A 15,197-nucleotide genomic window follows, 5' to 3' on the forward strand; every position below is an offset into this window, starting at 1 on the left:
TCCGCCTGCGCATATCGTTTTTGGTTCGGTCGATTCTGTGAGGAGTTCGCCTGTGCTTGAAGAGTCTCCCGCTCGGTATAGTGCCACGGAAAGGCTTCGCGAGCTCACCCAGGAGGTTTCTGATATTGGCGATGAAGTCGCCACGTATATCGACAATATTGGTGAAGCTCTCGCTGACTGGGATGAAGGCCTTGCTGACGATTGTCGTGAAGAATGCGACATTATTGTCCGGGAAGCCCGCGAAGACATTCGGAGTGTGACCCCGGAGCTCGTCGGGATTCGGCGTGCTTTGACATCGGGGTTGAAAAGTGGTGTCTTATCAGCGGGCGCTGGGGTTCGCGAGCGTTCTGGGCGTCCGATGAGTGGCTTGCGGGAGGAACCTCGTGCAGTCACGGTAGATTCATTGACCACCTGTTTTCCCATCCCCACGGTGGTTGACGCTGATGCGGTGAATGCGGCATTGGTGGGGCGAACACAATTGGTGGCACAGCTGTGCTCGGACGTGGCTGATTGGGTGGAATATCAGACTAATATGGCAACAGATGACCCGTCGTCGACGAATTTGTCGATTGTGTTTGCGCGGGCGTATGACCATGTCGTCAGTGCAATTGGTGCGTGGAAACGTACCGTGGCGTTACCCTATCCACCATTTACGCGGATGATGCATGGGACATGCCCTCCGCCGTTTCTAGAAGAGCGGGCGCGGATTGACCGCATTGTCTCCAGTGTGGCGTCACGTCGCCAAGGTGGGCATTTTGCCTCTTAGGACTGCGCGTAACGATACTTTTGGGGTATATGTTCACGTCCCGTTTTGTGTGACGCGATGTGGCTATTGTGACTTCAATACCTATACCCCGGGGGAATTGGGCATTCCTCAGCGCGCCTCATTAGCGGTCGATGCGCCACGGAGATCATCAGCATCACTGTCCCCGTCTCAGAGGCTCTCCTCGCCGGTGCTTCAGTATCTTGACGCTCTCGAGCGTGAACTTGCCCGCGCGACGGAGCGCTTTCGACTCCCTGCAGCTGATACCGTTTTTATTGGGGGCGGAACACCGTCGCTACTGGGTGCTGATGGTTTGACGAGGATAGTCAATGCAGTTCGTTCCTCCATGGGGATCACCCCCCACGCAGAGGTCACGACAGAGTCGAACCCGGAGTCGACGTCGCCCGAATTTTTTGCTGCACTCCGGAAGGCAGGCTTTACACGGGTGAGCTTGGGGATGCAGTCTGTATCAGAAAAGGTTCTCGCGGTGCTCGACCGGCGTCATACTCCGGGCAGGCCAGTGACTGCCGCGCAGGAGGCACGTGCCGCAGGCTTCGACCACGTCAACCTGGACCTCATCTATGGGACACCCGGTGAAACTGATGATGATGTCCGTCGGTCGGTTGATGCCGTCCTTGAGGCAGGTGTCGATCACGTGTCCGCGTATTCCCTCATTATTGAACGTGGGACTGCGATGGCACGCAAGGTGCGTCGCGGTGAGGTCGAGGAAACCGATGAGGACACGTTGGCTCGTCGGTATGACCTCATTGATCAACGTCTAACTAGTGACGGTTTGCGGTGGTACGAGGTGTCTAACTGGGCTTGTCCGGGCGGTGAGTGCCGGCACAATTTAGTGTATTGGCGTGATGGGGATTGGTGGGGTGCTGGCCCAGGAGCTCATGGGCATCTGGGCGATCAGCGGTTTGTTAATGTCAAACATCCGGCACGGTACGCTGCCATGATTTGTCAGTCGGACGAGACGTTACCTTTAAAGGACATTGAGAATCTTACATCGGAGGAGCGTCACGAAGAACGCGTGATGTTGGCATTGCGGCTGGCAGAAGGAATGGATGTGGATCATCTGTCCTCGTCAGCGGCAGCGAAGGCTGAGGAATTCATCACTGACGGTCTCCTTTGGCGTCCGAGCCCGAACCGGATTGCGGTGACTGATCGTGGGCGCTTGCTCGCGGATGGGATTATTACCGATATTCTGGTGAGCGACGATACCTAGATGAGTCTGATGGCTCGGAGGCATCGTAGGCGTGACGGTTGTGGATTGACGACGTAGGAGGGACTGATGGCTGGAACAGAGGAACGCCGTGCACAGGTGTTGCGGGCCATCGTGACCGACTACATCATGTCGAGGGAACCGGTCGGTTCAAAATCCCTGGTTGAGCGGCATAAACTGGGAGTGTCTTCAGCAACTATTCGTAATGATATGGGTGTGCTGGAAGCCGAAGGCTATATTGCACAGCAGCATGCGAGTTCGGGGCGGATCCCCACAGAGAGAGGCTACCGGGCGTTCGTTGATTCGATACATGACATTAAGCCCTTATCGAAGTCTGAGCATCGTGCTATTTTGTCCTTCCTTCAAGATGGTGTTGATCTGGAAGACGTTTTGCGTCGCAGCGTGCAACTGCTTGCGCAATTAACCAGGCATGTTGCGGTGGTGCAGGTGCCGACGTTAACAGTGAGTCATGTCAAGCACTGCGAGATTGTTCAATTGACACCACATCGTCTTTTGTTGGTGCTGATCACCGATACTGGCCGGGTGGAGCAGCGAAATGTTGAGCTCTCCTCGGATGTTCCTCCGGAGGACGTTCCCCGGGCGCGTGATGCGGTGAACCGGGCGCTGAGCGGGAAACCCTTAGCGGAGGCTCCGGGGGCGATGGAGTCACTGGTGGCTCATACGCCGCGTGAATTGCGTTCCGTCATTGTGGCGTGCTCGACAGTGATTGTGGAAACACTTGTTGAACGCCCGTCGGATCGTTTGATTCTCGCTGGTGCATCGAACTTGGCGCGGACGCAGGAGGGTTCTAATGCGCTGCGGCCGGTTCTCGAGGCGCTCGAGGAACAGGTTGTGGTGTTGAAGCTTTTAGCAGCGGCGCGTGATTTGGAATCGGTGCATGTGTCCATTGGTGAAGAAAATGACAATGAAGAGCTTCGTGAGGCATCTATTGTCTCCGCTGGGTATGGTGGTGCTGCAGAGCGTCTAGGTGGCTTAGGTGTAGTGGGTCCGACGTTTATGGACTATCCCGGTACTATGTCGCATGTTGCCGTCGTTGCTAAATATGTCGGTGATGTTTTGCGTGGGGAGTAAACGTCGATAGCATTCACTGTTTGGGTAGCCGGTGGTCGCTGTGTGAGGGATGGACACCATCGCGATACTATGTACTCTCGCGCTACTCTTTAATTTGAACCGGAACAACGCTTATCCCTGATAACACTAACGTATTTGTACGAGGAGCACGTGAGCTGTGGCTCGAGATTATTACGGAATCTTAGGTGTCGACAAGAACGCGACCGACGCAGATATTAAGAAAGCTTTCCGCCGTAAAGCGCGGAAGTACCACCCTGATGTCAATGATTCCGCAGAAGCCGCTGATAAATTTAATGAGCTAAAGATTGCGCAAGAGGTCTTGACTGACCCGCAAAAGCGCAGCATTGTTGATGCTGGGGGAGATCCTGAGGCGCAGCCGAATTATGGTGGTGCGGGTGGTTTCTCTGGAGGCTTCAGCGGAGGCGGCTTAGGAGATATTTTCGAGCAGTTCTTCGGCGGAGCCACGTCGGGAATGCGTGGTCCGAAGCCGCGGGTGCGTCCCGGTAATGATGCCCTTGTTCGTATGAAGCTTGACTTGGCTGAGTGCTATACCGGTGTCCGTAAAGAGGTCACCGTGGACACGGCGATTCTGTGTGATTCCTGCCAGGGAAAGGGCTCCCAGTCGGGGAAGGCCCCAGCCATGTGTACGACATGTCAAGGGCGTGGTGAGGTGGTGGAAACCCAGCGTAGCTTCCTGGGTAATGTTCAAACTGTCCGTGCCTGTAGCCGGTGTGCTGGTACAGGTGAAATTATCCACGACCCCTGCACGAAGTGTGGTGGTGACGGTCGTGTGAAGAAGCGTCGCCCGATCACTGTCGATATTCCGGCAGGTATTGACGACGGTATGCGTGTCCGTCTGTCGAATCAGGGTGAGGTGGGCCCAGGTGGGGGCCCCGCTGGTGATCTTTATGTTGAGGTTCGTGTCGCACCAGATTCTGTTTTTGTCCGTGAGGGCGATGATCTTCACATGAGTGTATCGGTTCCCATGGTGGATGCGGCGCTGGGAGCATCGGTATCTGTGAAAGATCCGGTTGGTGAGGAGTTTTCCTTAACTATTGCTCCAGGAACCCAGCCCGACGAGACTATTACCGTTGAGGGTCGCGGTATGCCGCAGATTAGGTCGGACCGGAAGGGTAACGTGGTCGCTCATGTGAGCGTTGCGGTGCCAACCAAACTAGATTCCAAGACGGAAAAACTGTTGAAGCAGGTCAAGAACCACCGGAAGGAGTCCGCAGTCGTCAATGACCGGGACTCCAGTGGCGGGCTCTTTTCTCGTCTGCGAAATCGGTTCGCTGGGCGTTAACGTCGATGAGTGATCCTGTCTTCGCCTATGGACACGATGGATATCGTGATGGAGTATTCCCAGCGATCGTTGATATCGTCAGCGGGTGGGATAGTGGTATTGCTGGTCTCCGAAGCCCACTGACGCAGTATTCTTCTGGTGATGTCGTTACTCTCGACGGCACGGAAGGCCGTCATGCTGTGACGGTGACACGCATAGCAGTGGGTGATTCGCTCGTCCTCGTCGACGGTCGGGGATATTGGGCTGCGTGTACGGTCCGGGAGACCCCGTCGAAGTCGCAGCTTGTCGCTAGAGTAGAAGAATGTGGTCACACGGCATTGCCGACCCCTCCGGTGACGGTTGTTCAGGCGCTACCAAAGTCAGATCGCTCCGAACTTGCGGTTGATTTAGCTTGCCAGGCGGGTGCTGATGCGATTGTGCCGTGGTCGGCCTCGCGCTCGATCGCGCGGTGGAAGGGCAAAGAGAAGAAAGCAGCCATGAAGTGGGTTGATGCGGCCATTGCGTCGTCAAAGCAATCACGACGCGCGCGATTTCCTCGTATCGGACACGTGTCCTCCACAGAGGATGTGGTCACCGCCATCTCTCACGTCACGAAGTCCGGCGGCCTCGTGATTGTGTTGGAAGAATCTGAATCGGTGTCGTTGACGGCGTTGTCAGACGAGGTTGGTCAGGCGTCGCAGATGATGGTGATCGTGGGGCCCGAGGGTGGTATTGCTCCCGATGAGCATGATGCGTTTGTGATGGCGGGGGCACGATCGGTTGTTCTGGGGCCAGAAGTGCTGCGCACTGCTACGGCGGCGAGCGTCGCTCTCGGGGCACTAGGTGTGTTGACGAGGCGTTGGTCACGGGGATGATTGTCGATCGATGGTGCATCCGGGCGACGGAGATGGATTCACACGCTACACTGAGGAACCAAACCAACCAGGGAGGTTTCCACTGAGTACGTCGCAACCCCTATCTCGACGTCAATCATCGCGTACCATCATCGCAGAGGCATCATCTGATGATGATTCAGGGGGCCTCGTGCCCTCGGCTGCTGTGTCATCGCTAAGTTTTGATCTCGATGAAAACTATGCCCCGCAGATACTAGGGCCGGCCGATCACAATCTGCGTGTTGTGGAGCGTTCAGTGGATGCGGATGTTCATGTTCGTGGTGCGCGGGTAACGGTAACGGGTGGTTCTGCCGAATGTCGAGCGGTGCGTCGTATTTTTCTTGAATTGCAGTCGATGGCGCGGCGTGGTCACCCTGTTTCCGCTGACGCGGTGTTCACGACGATGTCGTTGGTTCGCCGTGATACTGAGACAATGCCGTCGGAGGGTGCTGCGATTGTGACACACCGGGGCCGGGGTGTTCACCCGAAAACGCCTGGACAGCGCGATTACGTGGATGCCATAGATACCAACACGATTGTGTTTGGAGTTGGTCCCGCGGGTTCGGGTAAGACGTATTTGGCGATGGCTAAGGCTGTTCAAGCGTTACAGCGTCGTGAGGTTCACCGTATTATTTTGACGCGACCTGCGGTTGAGGCTGGCGAAAATCTTGGTTTTTTGCCGGGGACGTTGCACGACAAGATTGATCCATACTTGCGTCCGCTTCATGATGCGCTGCGTGACATGGTGGAGCCTGAGACTATTCCTAAGCTGATGGAATCGGGCATTATTGAGGTAGCCCCGTTGGCATATATGCGCGGTAGGACGCTCAATAATGCGTTTGTCATCCTGGATGAGGCGCAAAACACGACACCTGCTCAGATGAAGATGTTTCTGACACGACTCGGCTTTGGTACCACAATGGTGGTGACGGGGGACCTGACTCAGGTCGATCTTCCCAATCAGCAGTCTGGGTTGGCTCGCGCAGTGACCGTATTGGATGAGGTTAACGACATCACTATTGTCCGTATGGAGTCTGAGGATGTTGTGCGACATCACCTTGTGTCAGCGATTGTGGATGCTTACGAACACTCAGAAGGTGCTCGGCCATCTGGCGCTGATGGTGGCGCAGGTGACGGGCGTGGGGGCGCGCCTGGAGAGAAGAATGACCGGAGGCATCGGCAGCAGCGTCGTCGGTATGTGTGGAAGGACTCCGAGTGAGTATCGAAGTTTTTAATGAATCTGGACATGATGGTGTCAATGAGGAAGCACTTATTGACGTCGCCCAATTTGCTCTGATGCGGATGGACATCCATCCTGCTGCGGAGATGACGATTTCTCTTGTCGATGAACCGACGATTGAAGATCTTCACGTGCGTTGGTTGGGTTTGGAAGGCCCCACGGATGTCATGAGTTTTCCCATGGATGAGTTGACGCCAGGGTCAGGCAGGCCGGATGCCGAGTCCCTCGGTCCAGCGATGTTGGGTGACATTGTGTTGTGTCCTGCGTTTGCGGAGCGTCAAGCGCATCGTGCAGGGCATGGTTTGGGTCATGAGCTGTCATTGTTGACGGTGCATGGCATCTTGCACGTGTTGGGCTATGACCATGTTGCTCCTGAGGAGGAGCGCCGTATGTTCGCCCTTCAGAATGATATTTTGGCGGATTGGTACAATGACCTGGACGAACGCGGTGTGTCCTATGGTCCGAAACCGACCGGCCCGAGTGCGTTCCCCACTGCTGCTGACCGTGAAGCTTTGGACGAGGAGATGGTGACGTCGACGGTGGGCGGGATGATCGCTGAGCCTGTGGACCGTGATTAATGTGGGAGTCGGTGTACGTCTGTGAATGCGCTGACTGAAGGCGTGGTTAATTGCACCATTGTTGTGGTGCTGTTGGCTATCGCTGCGTTGTTCACTGCGGTAGAGACTGCGATGACCTCGGTATCTCGTGCGCGGGTGGAGGACATGGATGACACGCGGGGTACACGACGATTATTGGCGATTATTGACAACCGTGCAGGTTTTATTAACCCTCTGATTCTCGTGCGCTCAGCCTGCGAAGCTGGGGCATCGGTGACGATCACTGTTCTTGCGATTCGACTGAGTGGTGAGGTTGCCGTTGCGGTGGTGATCATCACGGTGCTTTCCTACGTCCTGTTGGGCGTGGTGGGGCGCACTGTGGGGCGTCAGAAACCCTATACGGTTGCGTTGCGTGCAGCGTTGTTCTTGCGGCCTGTTGTGATAATTCTGAGTCCCCTCGCATCGTTGCTCATTTGGGGAGGAAATGTGTTGATGCCGGGGAAGAATTTTGAACATGGTCCTTTTGCTAATGAGGTCGAACTGCGTGAGATGGTGGATATTGCTTCGGAGCGTGGTGTCGTTCAGATGGAAGAACGACGGATGATTCAGGCGGTATTTGATTTAGCGACGACCCGTGCCCGGCAGGTCATGGTTCCACGGACGGACATGTTGTGGATTGAGTCGGAGAAGACCCTGCGTCAAGCGACGCGGTTATGTATCCGTTCTGGGCACTCTCGGATCCCCGTCGTGGGGGAGAATGTCGATGATATTGAGGGTGTTGTTTATCTCAAGGATCTTGTGGCGGCGACGTACGAGGATCCGGCTAAAAATTCGACGCTCGTGAAAGAAGTGATGCGCCCGGCGGAATTTGTGCCTGATTCTATGCCGTTGGACGATCTTCTCGGTGATATGCAAACCTCTCACGATCATATCGCTCTTCTTGTCGACGAACGTGGCGCCATCGCTGGTCTTATCTCTATTGAAGATATTTTGGAAGAGATTGTCGGTGAGATTAGCGATGAATATGACGAGGATGAGGTTGCCCCGGTCGACGAGCTTGAGGATGGGTCATTCCGGATTGTCGCACGGCTCTCGCTCGATGAGTTGGTTGAATTGTATGACGAAGAGCGGGGAATTGACATTGAGTTCTCTGAGGAGCAAATGGAGGATGTTGAGACTGTCGCGGGATTGTTGGCCTATGAGCTTGGTCGTGTGCCGCTGCCTGGTGCAGAGGTGACGACAGCGGGATTGACCTTCCGGGCGGAAGGTGGGCATGATCGGCGTGGTCGCATACGTATTACCAGTGTTGTCGTCAGTCGTTCGACGTCAACGATGACCTCGTCCATGGATGCTGTTGGTGGCGATGCCCGTGATGGGGCACGTGATGACGCTGGAGAGTTCGTGTAATCCCAGTCATGGTTCGATGTGCGGGAGCATCAAAAAATATATTAGGAGAATACGTAGTATGGATTCATTACAGGGGTCGTCATTGGGTGATCAGCCTGATGGTTTCCGGTCGGGTTTTGTGAGCTTCGTGGGTCGGCCGAATACGGGAAAGTCAACGTTGACTAACGCGTTGGTGGGCGAGAAGATCGCCATTACGGCGGATCAGCCGGAGACGACTCGTCACCCTATTCGCGGTTTGGTACATCGAGATGACGCGCAGATCGTTGTTGTTGATACCCCGGGGTTGCACCGTCCGCGTACTCTTTTGGGCGAACGTCTCAATGAGATCGTCAAAGATACCTATGCGGATGTTGATGTTATTGGTGTTTGTGTCCCTGCGAATGAAAAAGTGGGCCCGGGTGATCGGTGGATTGTGGACAATGTTCGTCACATTGCCCCGAATGTGTCTCTTATGGGCATAGTGACGAAGACGGATGCTGCCACCAAAGATGAGGTCGGTGCTCAGCTGATGGCACTTCACGATCTCCTGGGCGGGGTGGATGTTGTTCCTTGTTCAGCGAAGGATGGTTTCCAGCTGACGACGCTGATCGATGTGCTGACGAGCCATCTTCCTGAGGGGCCAAAATTCTACCCTGATGGGCATGTGACGGATGAAGATCGTGATACGCGTATCGCGGAATTGATCCGGGAGGCGGCGTTGTCCGGTTTGCGTGATGAGTTGCCGCATTCGGTGGCCGTGGACGTTGATGAGATTCTTCCTAACCATGATCGCCCTGATGTTCTCGACATCCACGCAGTGATTTATGTGGAGAGGCCTGGGCAGAAGAAGATTCTTCTTGGGAAGAATAATCGCCGTATGGGGCGGATTATCTCGCAGTCACGTCGTTCCTTGATTGAGTTGATGGGACACAATGTGTTTGTCGATTTACGCATCAAAGTGCTTGATAATTGGCAGTCTGATCCTAAATCGCTAGGAAGATTAGGTTTTTAATCTGACTATGCGTCAGAACTATCGCGATCGAGCTCTGGTTGTTCGGCACTATGATTATGGCGAGGCGGATCGTATTGTCGTTTTATTGACACGTGATCATGGTGTCGTTCGTGCGGTGGCCAAAGGCGTGCGAAAGAATAAAAGCCGGTTTGGTGGGAGGCTGGCGCCGTTCGTTGTTGTCGATGTTCAGTTGTATGTTGGCCGTGGCTCACTTGCGAGTTTGACCTCGGCCGAAACTATCCGCTCCTACAACCAACTGATTGTTGATTCCTACGCGAAATACACCGCTGCCTGTGCAGTTCTCGATGTCGCAGAGAAATTTACTATTGGCGACGATGCATCCCTCTGTGATGCTGCGGCTGATGCCATCGAGGATATTGCTCATTCTTGGCCAGTGGGTGCTCATTCTTCCTTGGCGGCGGCTACGGCCTCCTGCGTTCGTGATGGGCGCCAGGGTAGTGACGGATTGCCGACGTTGCGCGTCGACAAGTTCGTTGTGCAAGCGTTGGCGAACGAAGGCTGGGAACCTCAGTTGTTTTCGTGTGCGGCGTGTGGTGAGCCGGGACCCCACCATGCGTTTTCTCCGTCGGCCGGCGGGGCCGTGTGTAGTGCGTGCCGGCCTCCGGGGGCATTGTCTGTCCCCGAGGGGTCGCTGCGCATGGCGTGGTGGCTTATGCATGATTGTGATCAATCGGTGCGTGACGCATGGAACACGTCTGGTGGCTCGTCGGAGTTTTGGCGCATTGCTGATAGTTGTCATGATGTGGTCGTTCGCTATGTGCACTGGCATTTGGGTATGAAAGTGCGATCTATCGAGCTCATGGAGGGCTAGTGTGACACGCTCGGTGTGGGCGTCGATAGTCTGGCAGAATAATTGACGTGAATTCTTCGTCGCTTCAGCTTCCTACTGCTCCGCCTGATATTCCGTCGGAGTTGATTCCTCGCCATATTGCATTGGTGATGGACGGTAATGGTCGATGGGCTCAGGAACGTGGCTTGCCCCGTACTGAGGGGCATAAACGTGGTGAGGCCGTCTTAATGGATGCGGTGGATGGATGCCTTGAAGCAGGGGTCTCGATGCTGTCTGCGTACGCATTTTCCACGGAGAATTGGCGACGCAGTCCCGAGGAAGTTCGATTCATCATGAATTTTAGCCGTCAGGTCTTACACGAACACCGTGATGAATTGGATGCGAAGGGAGTGCGTATACGGTGGATTGGGCGTCGTCCACGCTTGTGGCGTGTTGTCATTCGGGAGTTAGAGAAAGCTGAGCGCCAGACCGTGAACAACACGACAATGACACTTAATATGTGTATTAATTATGGTGGACGTGCGGAAATTGCGGATGCCATGACCATGATTGCACAAGACGTTCAGCGAGGTGAAATATCACCGTCAGCGATCTGTGAAAAAACCATTTCATCGTATTTGTATGATCCTGATATGCCCGATGTTGACCTGTTTCTGCGTCCGTCGGGTGAACAAAGAACCTCGAATTTTCTTCTGTGGCAGTCCGCTTATGCGGAGTATGTTTTTCAGGATGTTCTTTTCCCTGATTTTACGAAAAATCATATTTGGGCCGCTATAGATGAATATGCCCGCCGTGATCGCCGTTTTGGTGGAGTCAAATAGTCACGGTGTGACGACGGAGTCGATGTACCTGCTGTGCGGGAGTGAGGGCGAGTGTGAGCCGAGGAGTAATGGATGAGTACACATGAATCTGATGAGGCGCGTACTCCGTCCCGGAGACAGATCAACCGGTGGCAACGATATGTGGCTAATGAGCGTGCTGAGGCGGCTGTCTATCGCGAACTTGCCCGGAAGAAGACGGGGGAGGAACGTACAATTCTCCTTGAGATTGCTGAGGCTGAGCGCCGGCATGAGCGTTATTGGCTTGAGCGGCTCGGTGATCGGGTGGGTATGCCACGATCGGCTAGTTGGAGTACTCGATTTCTCGGCTGGATGGCGAAGAACGCAGGTTCGGTATGGGTGCTTGCGCTCATTCAGTCCGCTGAGTCGCGGACACCGTATGTGAAGGATGCCGACGCGACTGAGCAGATGATCGCTGACGAAGCGATTCATGCTGAAGTTGTCCGTGGGTTGGCTGCACGTGGCCGGGAAAATATGTCGGGAAGCTTGCGTGCAGCGGTATTCGGGGCCAACGATGGGCTGGTTTCCAATTTGGCGTTGGTGTTGGGGGTTATTGGGTCAGGAATTTCGCACCAGATGATCGTGGTGACAGGTCTGTCGGGTGTGCTCGCTGGTGCATTGTCGATGGGAGCGGGGGAGTATGTGTCAGTGTCTTCCCAACGGAAATTATTGGCCGCCTCGCAGCCGAACCCTGAAGCGAAGGATATTGTCTCAAAATTGGACATGAACGCCAACGAGTTGGCGTTGGTATATCGGGCGAGAGGATATGACGCTGAGGAGGCGCAGCAAAAAGCTAATGCGGCTTTTGATGAGGTAACAGGAGCGTTCCCGTCCCAGGATCAGCCGAAAGTTCGTGATGCTGCGCGGGGCCTGGCTCATCCCTCCGAGGAGGCTCGTGATGCGGTGGGTACTGCTGTGGGAGCAGCGATCTCCAGTTTCTTATTCTTTGCATCAGGTGCGATTATTCCGGTATTGCCGTTTGTGGTGGGGATGACTGGGCTGTGTGCGGTGGTGGTGGCGTGCACATTAGTTGGTATTGCGCTGCTGTGTACGGGCGGGGTCGTTGGGTTGCTGTCGGGAACGTCGGTAGTTAAGCGAGCGTTGCTCCAGCTGGTGATAGGTGCGGGTGCTGCTGGAGCGACATTTGCACTGGGAAGTCTCTTCTCTGGGTAGTCAAAGCCTCATCATCGCTGGCTCTTGGATGTCTTGTCAGTGCCGCGTGGAGCTAGCAGTATCTCGGCGCGGCATCGGTCTTCTAGGTTATGACTTTTTGTTGTTATGGCAGCGGGGGCAGAGGCCGAATACTTCGGCCGTATGGCCGGTGACGATGTAGCCGTGGTGGTCGGCCGCTTTTTGCGACCATTCTTCGACAGAGCCACCGTCGATTTCGATGGCAGCGCCGCAGGAGGTGCACACAAGGTGATGGTGGTGGGTGGAGGAGTGACATTTGCGGTAGAGGGATTCTCCACCGAGGCTGTTGAGGACATCGACTTCGCCAGCATCAGCGAGCGCTTGAAGTGTTCGATAGACAGTGGTGAGCCCGACGCTGCCACCTGTGTCAACGATGCGGCGGTGAATGTCGCCGGCCGAGGCGAATCGGTGGAGGTCAGCGAGGATGTCTTCGACGGCCGCTCTCTGGCGTGTGGACCGAATTCCGATGGTTTTACGACGTGGCTTTGTGGCCATGGTGTTCTCCTCTTTCGTGTTGCCTGCTGGGCAATGAGCTAGCGATCGACCAGTTCATTGTGTCGTCAATGAGCACGCAACGGGTAGCGCAGTGATTTCTCGTAGTGCTGTCTCACAGGGTCTACGAAATACTGTGATACACCCATTTTATGGTTAGTGACAATCATGTGTGGACGTGACATGCGGGTATACCACGCTACTTGTTGTCGACAGGCGTTGCTGACCAGCCCGGTGAGTGGTCGTGTGGGAGGGGGTAGGGTGTGGCGGGTGCGAGACCAATGGGGAGGCGTGCAAGATTTTTCCTCGGCGCAATGGTGTGTGGGGGCGTAGACTCATGATGGCGCGTGTCACTGTTCAGCTGGCGTCGGAGAGGTTGTGGAGGGGACATGAATTTCCTGGAATTAATTGCAGCAGCCCTGGATGACGAGGGGATTGAATCCCGGTTTTCGGGCGATGCTCTATTCGTTCCGATTTCGCCAGATGTGGATTTGCGTTTTGAAGACATCGAGTCGGATATCCCAGCGGCGAATGTCTATGTGGCGGTGGCTGATGCCATCCACGATGAGGATGCTACGGACGATGAAGCTATGCTGGTGACAGCAATTTTTACTGTCGATGATGCCGTCGAGACGGTGAATTTTCATGTCGCGACCGACCAGGCTGTCACCATTATCCGTGATCTTATCGATGGGTCAGATGCGCGGATTGCCGATCTTGATTTTGTTCAGGATGATGAGGATTCGACGTTACTTGTTGCTGACGTGGGGGAGTCCTCGTCGTTGGAAGTGGTGACAACGGTTGAGTCATCCGTGCCGTCGATACGGGTTGCTTTTGTAACGTATATTGATTCCGAGGTTCAGGAGGATATTGATCCTTCTGTGGATGGCGACGACGCGGAAGTCGAGGTCATGGATCTTGGTGTCTTCGCGGATTACGATACGGTGTTCAATGTGCTCAGTGTTGCGGTGGATCAGGCTGACAGCTGGGAGGCTGAGCTTATAGCCTCAGCCACGGATCCGTGGGGCAGTGAGGTCCGTGATCCGTGGGGTGACACCGTCTAGCCTGACGGTGACGTTGACCCAGCCAGAATGCACAGGGCGGTCTACCACATAAGGATGGAGGCGCCGTCTTTGCTTTCGCATGCGGTGACCTCGGCCTGACTCTCGCAGTTGAGTGTGATCTTTTCTTTGCTTACCGGTGACGTTGCGGTGACCGACAGTGGTGTGGTCTCGCTCAATTTTTTTGAACCCGTTACCTTGGCAAATACCTCGCCTGCTGCTTGGCCGGCGAACTCGCAACTTGTGCCGTTGAGTGCGGCAACCTGCTCAATGCCTTTTTTGACTGCGCTCTCATTTCCGCGATGACACACGGTCATTGTTTTTCCATTGCGCGTGAATTGGACGCCTGGTGGATAGTACGGCATGCCGCTGGCTAAGGCTGGCTGTCCAAGTTCTTGTGTTGTTCCAGCGCCACGGACATCTTTGACATCGGTGTTCTGTTTATCGGAACCGACGACAGCGTTAAGTAATGCATTATCCTCCGTAGTGCCATTGTGGGGCGCGTCAGTGGGCTCAGGGGGGATCGAGGGGACAGGTAGTGCCGTGTGGCTGGAGGGTGCAGCGGTGCGTGTGGAGGTCGATGTCACGACTGATGTTGATGTCGTGCTGTGCGAGTTCCATGAGCAACCTGTGAGCGCGGTACTGCACAGTGCGAGAGAAAGTCCGCAGGTGGTGAGCGCTCGTGTGCGTGAAGAACGTGATGGATGTGTCCAGCTTGCGCACCCTCGAATAGGGGTTTGATCATCGCATGTCATGGAATGTCCTGGTGTGTTGCCGGGGTTTGAATTAGTCGCTCGCACCCCCTTGAGATTACCGTCACATTAACGTTGGGGGAAGTTTATCGACGATGACACATGAGCCGTCACAGGATAGGTGGGGTGTGAGCTGGGACATCCGATTGTTCGCCTCCCCCGCATGTGGTCCGCGCTACGGGGATGTCAGTGGTGTGCCAGGAGCCGAGTGGTGTGATGATGTTTCGAATCGCTTTTTTCGTGTTCCCCGCGTAACCTGTGGTGGACTGAATGCACTGGCTTGAGTGAAATAGCTCCTTGCGCAAGATGCTTCCACGAAACGATGTCTCGTGGGATTCTTTAACCCAGGGGTGAATAGCTATCTAAGGTGTGTTCGGAATCTGTCGGATGTACCGAGGCTGGTACGTCTGCGGAAAGAGTGATAGCTACTGTTCCAACATAGTGTTGGCATTGATCGTGATCCGTGAAGTAGCTGTTGTGTTATGGAATGTTGTTGAGTACCGACGAATACCGTTACGTCCTCGCGTGCGGACTGTAAGCCTGTATCGTCAATCGACGTCGAGCTAAAGCTGACCTTTTCTCCCTTGTGACCGCCGAG

At 54.9% G+C, this 15,197-nt stretch carries 16 protein-coding genes; 13 read left to right on the forward strand and 3 right to left on the reverse strand.

Annotated features, from left to right (window positions below; translation table 11 throughout):
- The first annotated feature begins 52 nt into the window (after nucleotides 1-52).
- The 12 genes from V5S80_RS01740 (at nucleotide 53) to V5S80_RS01795 (ending at nucleotide 12,276) form a co-directional block, all read left to right on the forward strand.
- Nucleotides 53-766 (forward strand): hypothetical protein, encoded by a 714-nt coding sequence (locus V5S80_RS01740; RefSeq protein WP_395169024.1) that lies wholly within the window; start codon nucleotides 53-55, stop codon nucleotides 764-766.
- Nucleotides 756-1,994: a radical SAM family heme chaperone HemW gene (hemW, locus tag V5S80_RS01745; RefSeq protein ID WP_395169025.1), complete on the forward strand. Its 1,239-nt coding sequence runs from the start codon at nucleotides 756-758 to the stop codon at nucleotides 1,992-1,994. The genes V5S80_RS01740 and hemW overlap by 11 nt, the downstream gene beginning before the upstream one ends.
- Before the next feature lie 63 nt (nucleotides 1,995-2,057).
- On the forward strand, nucleotides 2,058-3,083 hold the full coding sequence (hrcA, locus tag V5S80_RS01750) for a heat-inducible transcriptional repressor HrcA (RefSeq protein WP_395169410.1): 1,026 nt from the start codon (nucleotides 2,058-2,060) through the stop codon (nucleotides 3,081-3,083).
- Nucleotides 3,084-3,240: 157 nt separating this feature from the next.
- The gene (gene dnaJ, locus V5S80_RS01755; RefSeq protein ID WP_395169026.1) at nucleotides 3,241-4,386 is read left to right on the forward strand and encodes a molecular chaperone DnaJ; all 1,146 of its coding nucleotides are present in this window, start codon (nucleotides 3,241-3,243) and stop codon (nucleotides 4,384-4,386) included.
- A gap of 5 nt (nucleotides 4,387-4,391) precedes the next feature.
- Nucleotides 4,392-5,240: a 16S rRNA (uracil(1498)-N(3))-methyltransferase gene (locus V5S80_RS01760; RefSeq protein ID WP_395169027.1), complete on the forward strand. Its 849-nt coding sequence runs from the start codon at nucleotides 4,392-4,394 to the stop codon at nucleotides 5,238-5,240.
- A 130-nt stretch (nucleotides 5,241-5,370) separates the two neighbouring features.
- The gene (locus V5S80_RS01765; protein WP_395169411.1) at nucleotides 5,371-6,477 is read left to right on the forward strand and encodes a PhoH family protein; all 1,107 of its coding nucleotides are present in this window, start codon (nucleotides 5,371-5,373) and stop codon (nucleotides 6,475-6,477) included.
- A complete protein-coding gene (gene ybeY / locus V5S80_RS01770; RefSeq protein WP_395169028.1) occupies nucleotides 6,474-7,076 on the forward strand; it encodes an rRNA maturation RNase YbeY in 603 nt (200 codons plus the stop codon). The genes V5S80_RS01765 and ybeY overlap by 4 nt, the downstream gene beginning before the upstream one ends.
- 21 nt (nucleotides 7,077-7,097) lie before the next feature.
- Nucleotides 7,098-8,462, forward strand: coding sequence for a hemolysin family protein (locus tag V5S80_RS01775; protein ID WP_395169029.1), 1,365 nt, complete (start codon nucleotides 7,098-7,100; stop codon nucleotides 8,460-8,462).
- 58 nt (nucleotides 8,463-8,520) lie between these two features.
- Nucleotides 8,521-9,453, forward strand: a complete 933-nt coding sequence (gene era / locus V5S80_RS01780) for a GTPase Era (RefSeq protein ID WP_395169030.1) — start codon at nucleotides 8,521-8,523, stop codon at nucleotides 9,451-9,453.
- A 7-nt stretch (nucleotides 9,454-9,460) separates the two neighbouring features.
- Nucleotides 9,461-10,285, forward strand: a complete 825-nt coding sequence (gene recO, locus V5S80_RS01785) for a DNA repair protein RecO (protein ID WP_395169031.1) — start codon at nucleotides 9,461-9,463, stop codon at nucleotides 10,283-10,285.
- Between the two features lie 47 nt (nucleotides 10,286-10,332).
- Complete coding sequence (locus tag V5S80_RS01790; RefSeq protein WP_395169032.1) at nucleotides 10,333-11,085, forward strand: isoprenyl transferase; 753 nt, start codon at nucleotides 10,333-10,335, stop codon at nucleotides 11,083-11,085.
- 72 nt (nucleotides 11,086-11,157) lie between these two features.
- Nucleotides 11,158-12,276, forward strand: coding sequence for a VIT1/CCC1 transporter family protein (locus V5S80_RS01795; protein WP_395169033.1), 1,119 nt, complete (start codon nucleotides 11,158-11,160; stop codon nucleotides 12,274-12,276).
- 87 nt (nucleotides 12,277-12,363) lie between these two features.
- Here V5S80_RS01795 and V5S80_RS01800 read toward each other — a convergent pair whose 3' ends face one another.
- Both V5S80_RS01800 and V5S80_RS01805 read right to left on the reverse strand, forming a co-directional pair.
- Nucleotides 12,364-12,789 carry a Fur family transcriptional regulator gene (locus V5S80_RS01800; protein WP_395169034.1) on the reverse strand — a complete coding sequence of 142 codons (426 nt, stop codon included), beginning with the start codon at nucleotides 12,787-12,789 and terminating at the stop codon, nucleotides 12,364-12,366.
- A 196-nt stretch (nucleotides 12,790-12,985) separates the two neighbouring features.
- Entirely contained in the window at nucleotides 12,986-13,177 is a 192-nt protein-coding gene (locus V5S80_RS01805) for a hypothetical protein (protein WP_395169035.1), read from the reverse strand.
- Here V5S80_RS01805 and V5S80_RS01810 point away from each other — a divergent pair.
- Complete coding sequence (locus tag V5S80_RS01810) at nucleotides 13,176-13,850, forward strand: hypothetical protein (RefSeq protein WP_395169036.1); 675 nt, start codon at nucleotides 13,176-13,178, stop codon at nucleotides 13,848-13,850. The two genes, V5S80_RS01805 and V5S80_RS01810, sit on opposite strands and share 2 nt — an antisense overlap.
- 41 nt (nucleotides 13,851-13,891) lie before the next feature.
- On the opposite strand, the gene V5S80_RS01815 is transcribed toward V5S80_RS01810, so the two are convergent.
- On the reverse strand, nucleotides 13,892-14,434 hold the full coding sequence (locus tag V5S80_RS01815) for a hypothetical protein (protein WP_395169037.1): 543 nt from the start codon (nucleotides 14,432-14,434) through the stop codon (nucleotides 13,892-13,894).
- Nucleotides 14,435-15,197 lie beyond the last annotated feature (763 nt).

The sequence above is a fragment of the Corynebacterium sp. PCR 32 genome (assembly GCF_037464985.1).
GTDB classification, from domain to species: Bacteria; Actinomycetota; Actinomycetes; order Mycobacteriales; family Mycobacteriaceae; genus Corynebacterium; species Corynebacterium kroppenstedtii_D.

Coding starts and splice junctions, on each gene's coding strand:
- recO (WP_395169031.1), top strand. CDS start 9,461: ATGCGTCAGAACTATCGCGATCGAGCTCTGGTTGTTCGGCACTATGAT.
- V5S80_RS01795 (WP_395169033.1), top strand. CDS start 11,158: ATGAGTACACATGAATCTGATGAGGCGCGTACTCCGTCCCGGAGACAG.
- era (WP_395169030.1), top strand. CDS start 8,521: ATGGATTCATTACAGGGGTCGTCATTGGGTGATCAGCCTGATGGTTTC.
- V5S80_RS01760 (WP_395169027.1), top strand. CDS start 4,392: ATGAGTGATCCTGTCTTCGCCTATGGACACGATGGATATCGTGATGGA.
- V5S80_RS01805 (WP_395169035.1), bottom strand. CDS start 13,177: ATGTCCCCTCCACAACCTCTCCGACGCCAGCTGAACAGTGACACGCGC.
- V5S80_RS01800 (WP_395169034.1), bottom strand. CDS start 12,789: ATGGCCACAAAGCCACGTCGTAAAACCATCGGAATTCGGTCCACACGC.
- V5S80_RS01810 (WP_395169036.1), top strand. CDS start 13,176: ATGAATTTCCTGGAATTAATTGCAGCAGCCCTGGATGACGAGGGGATT.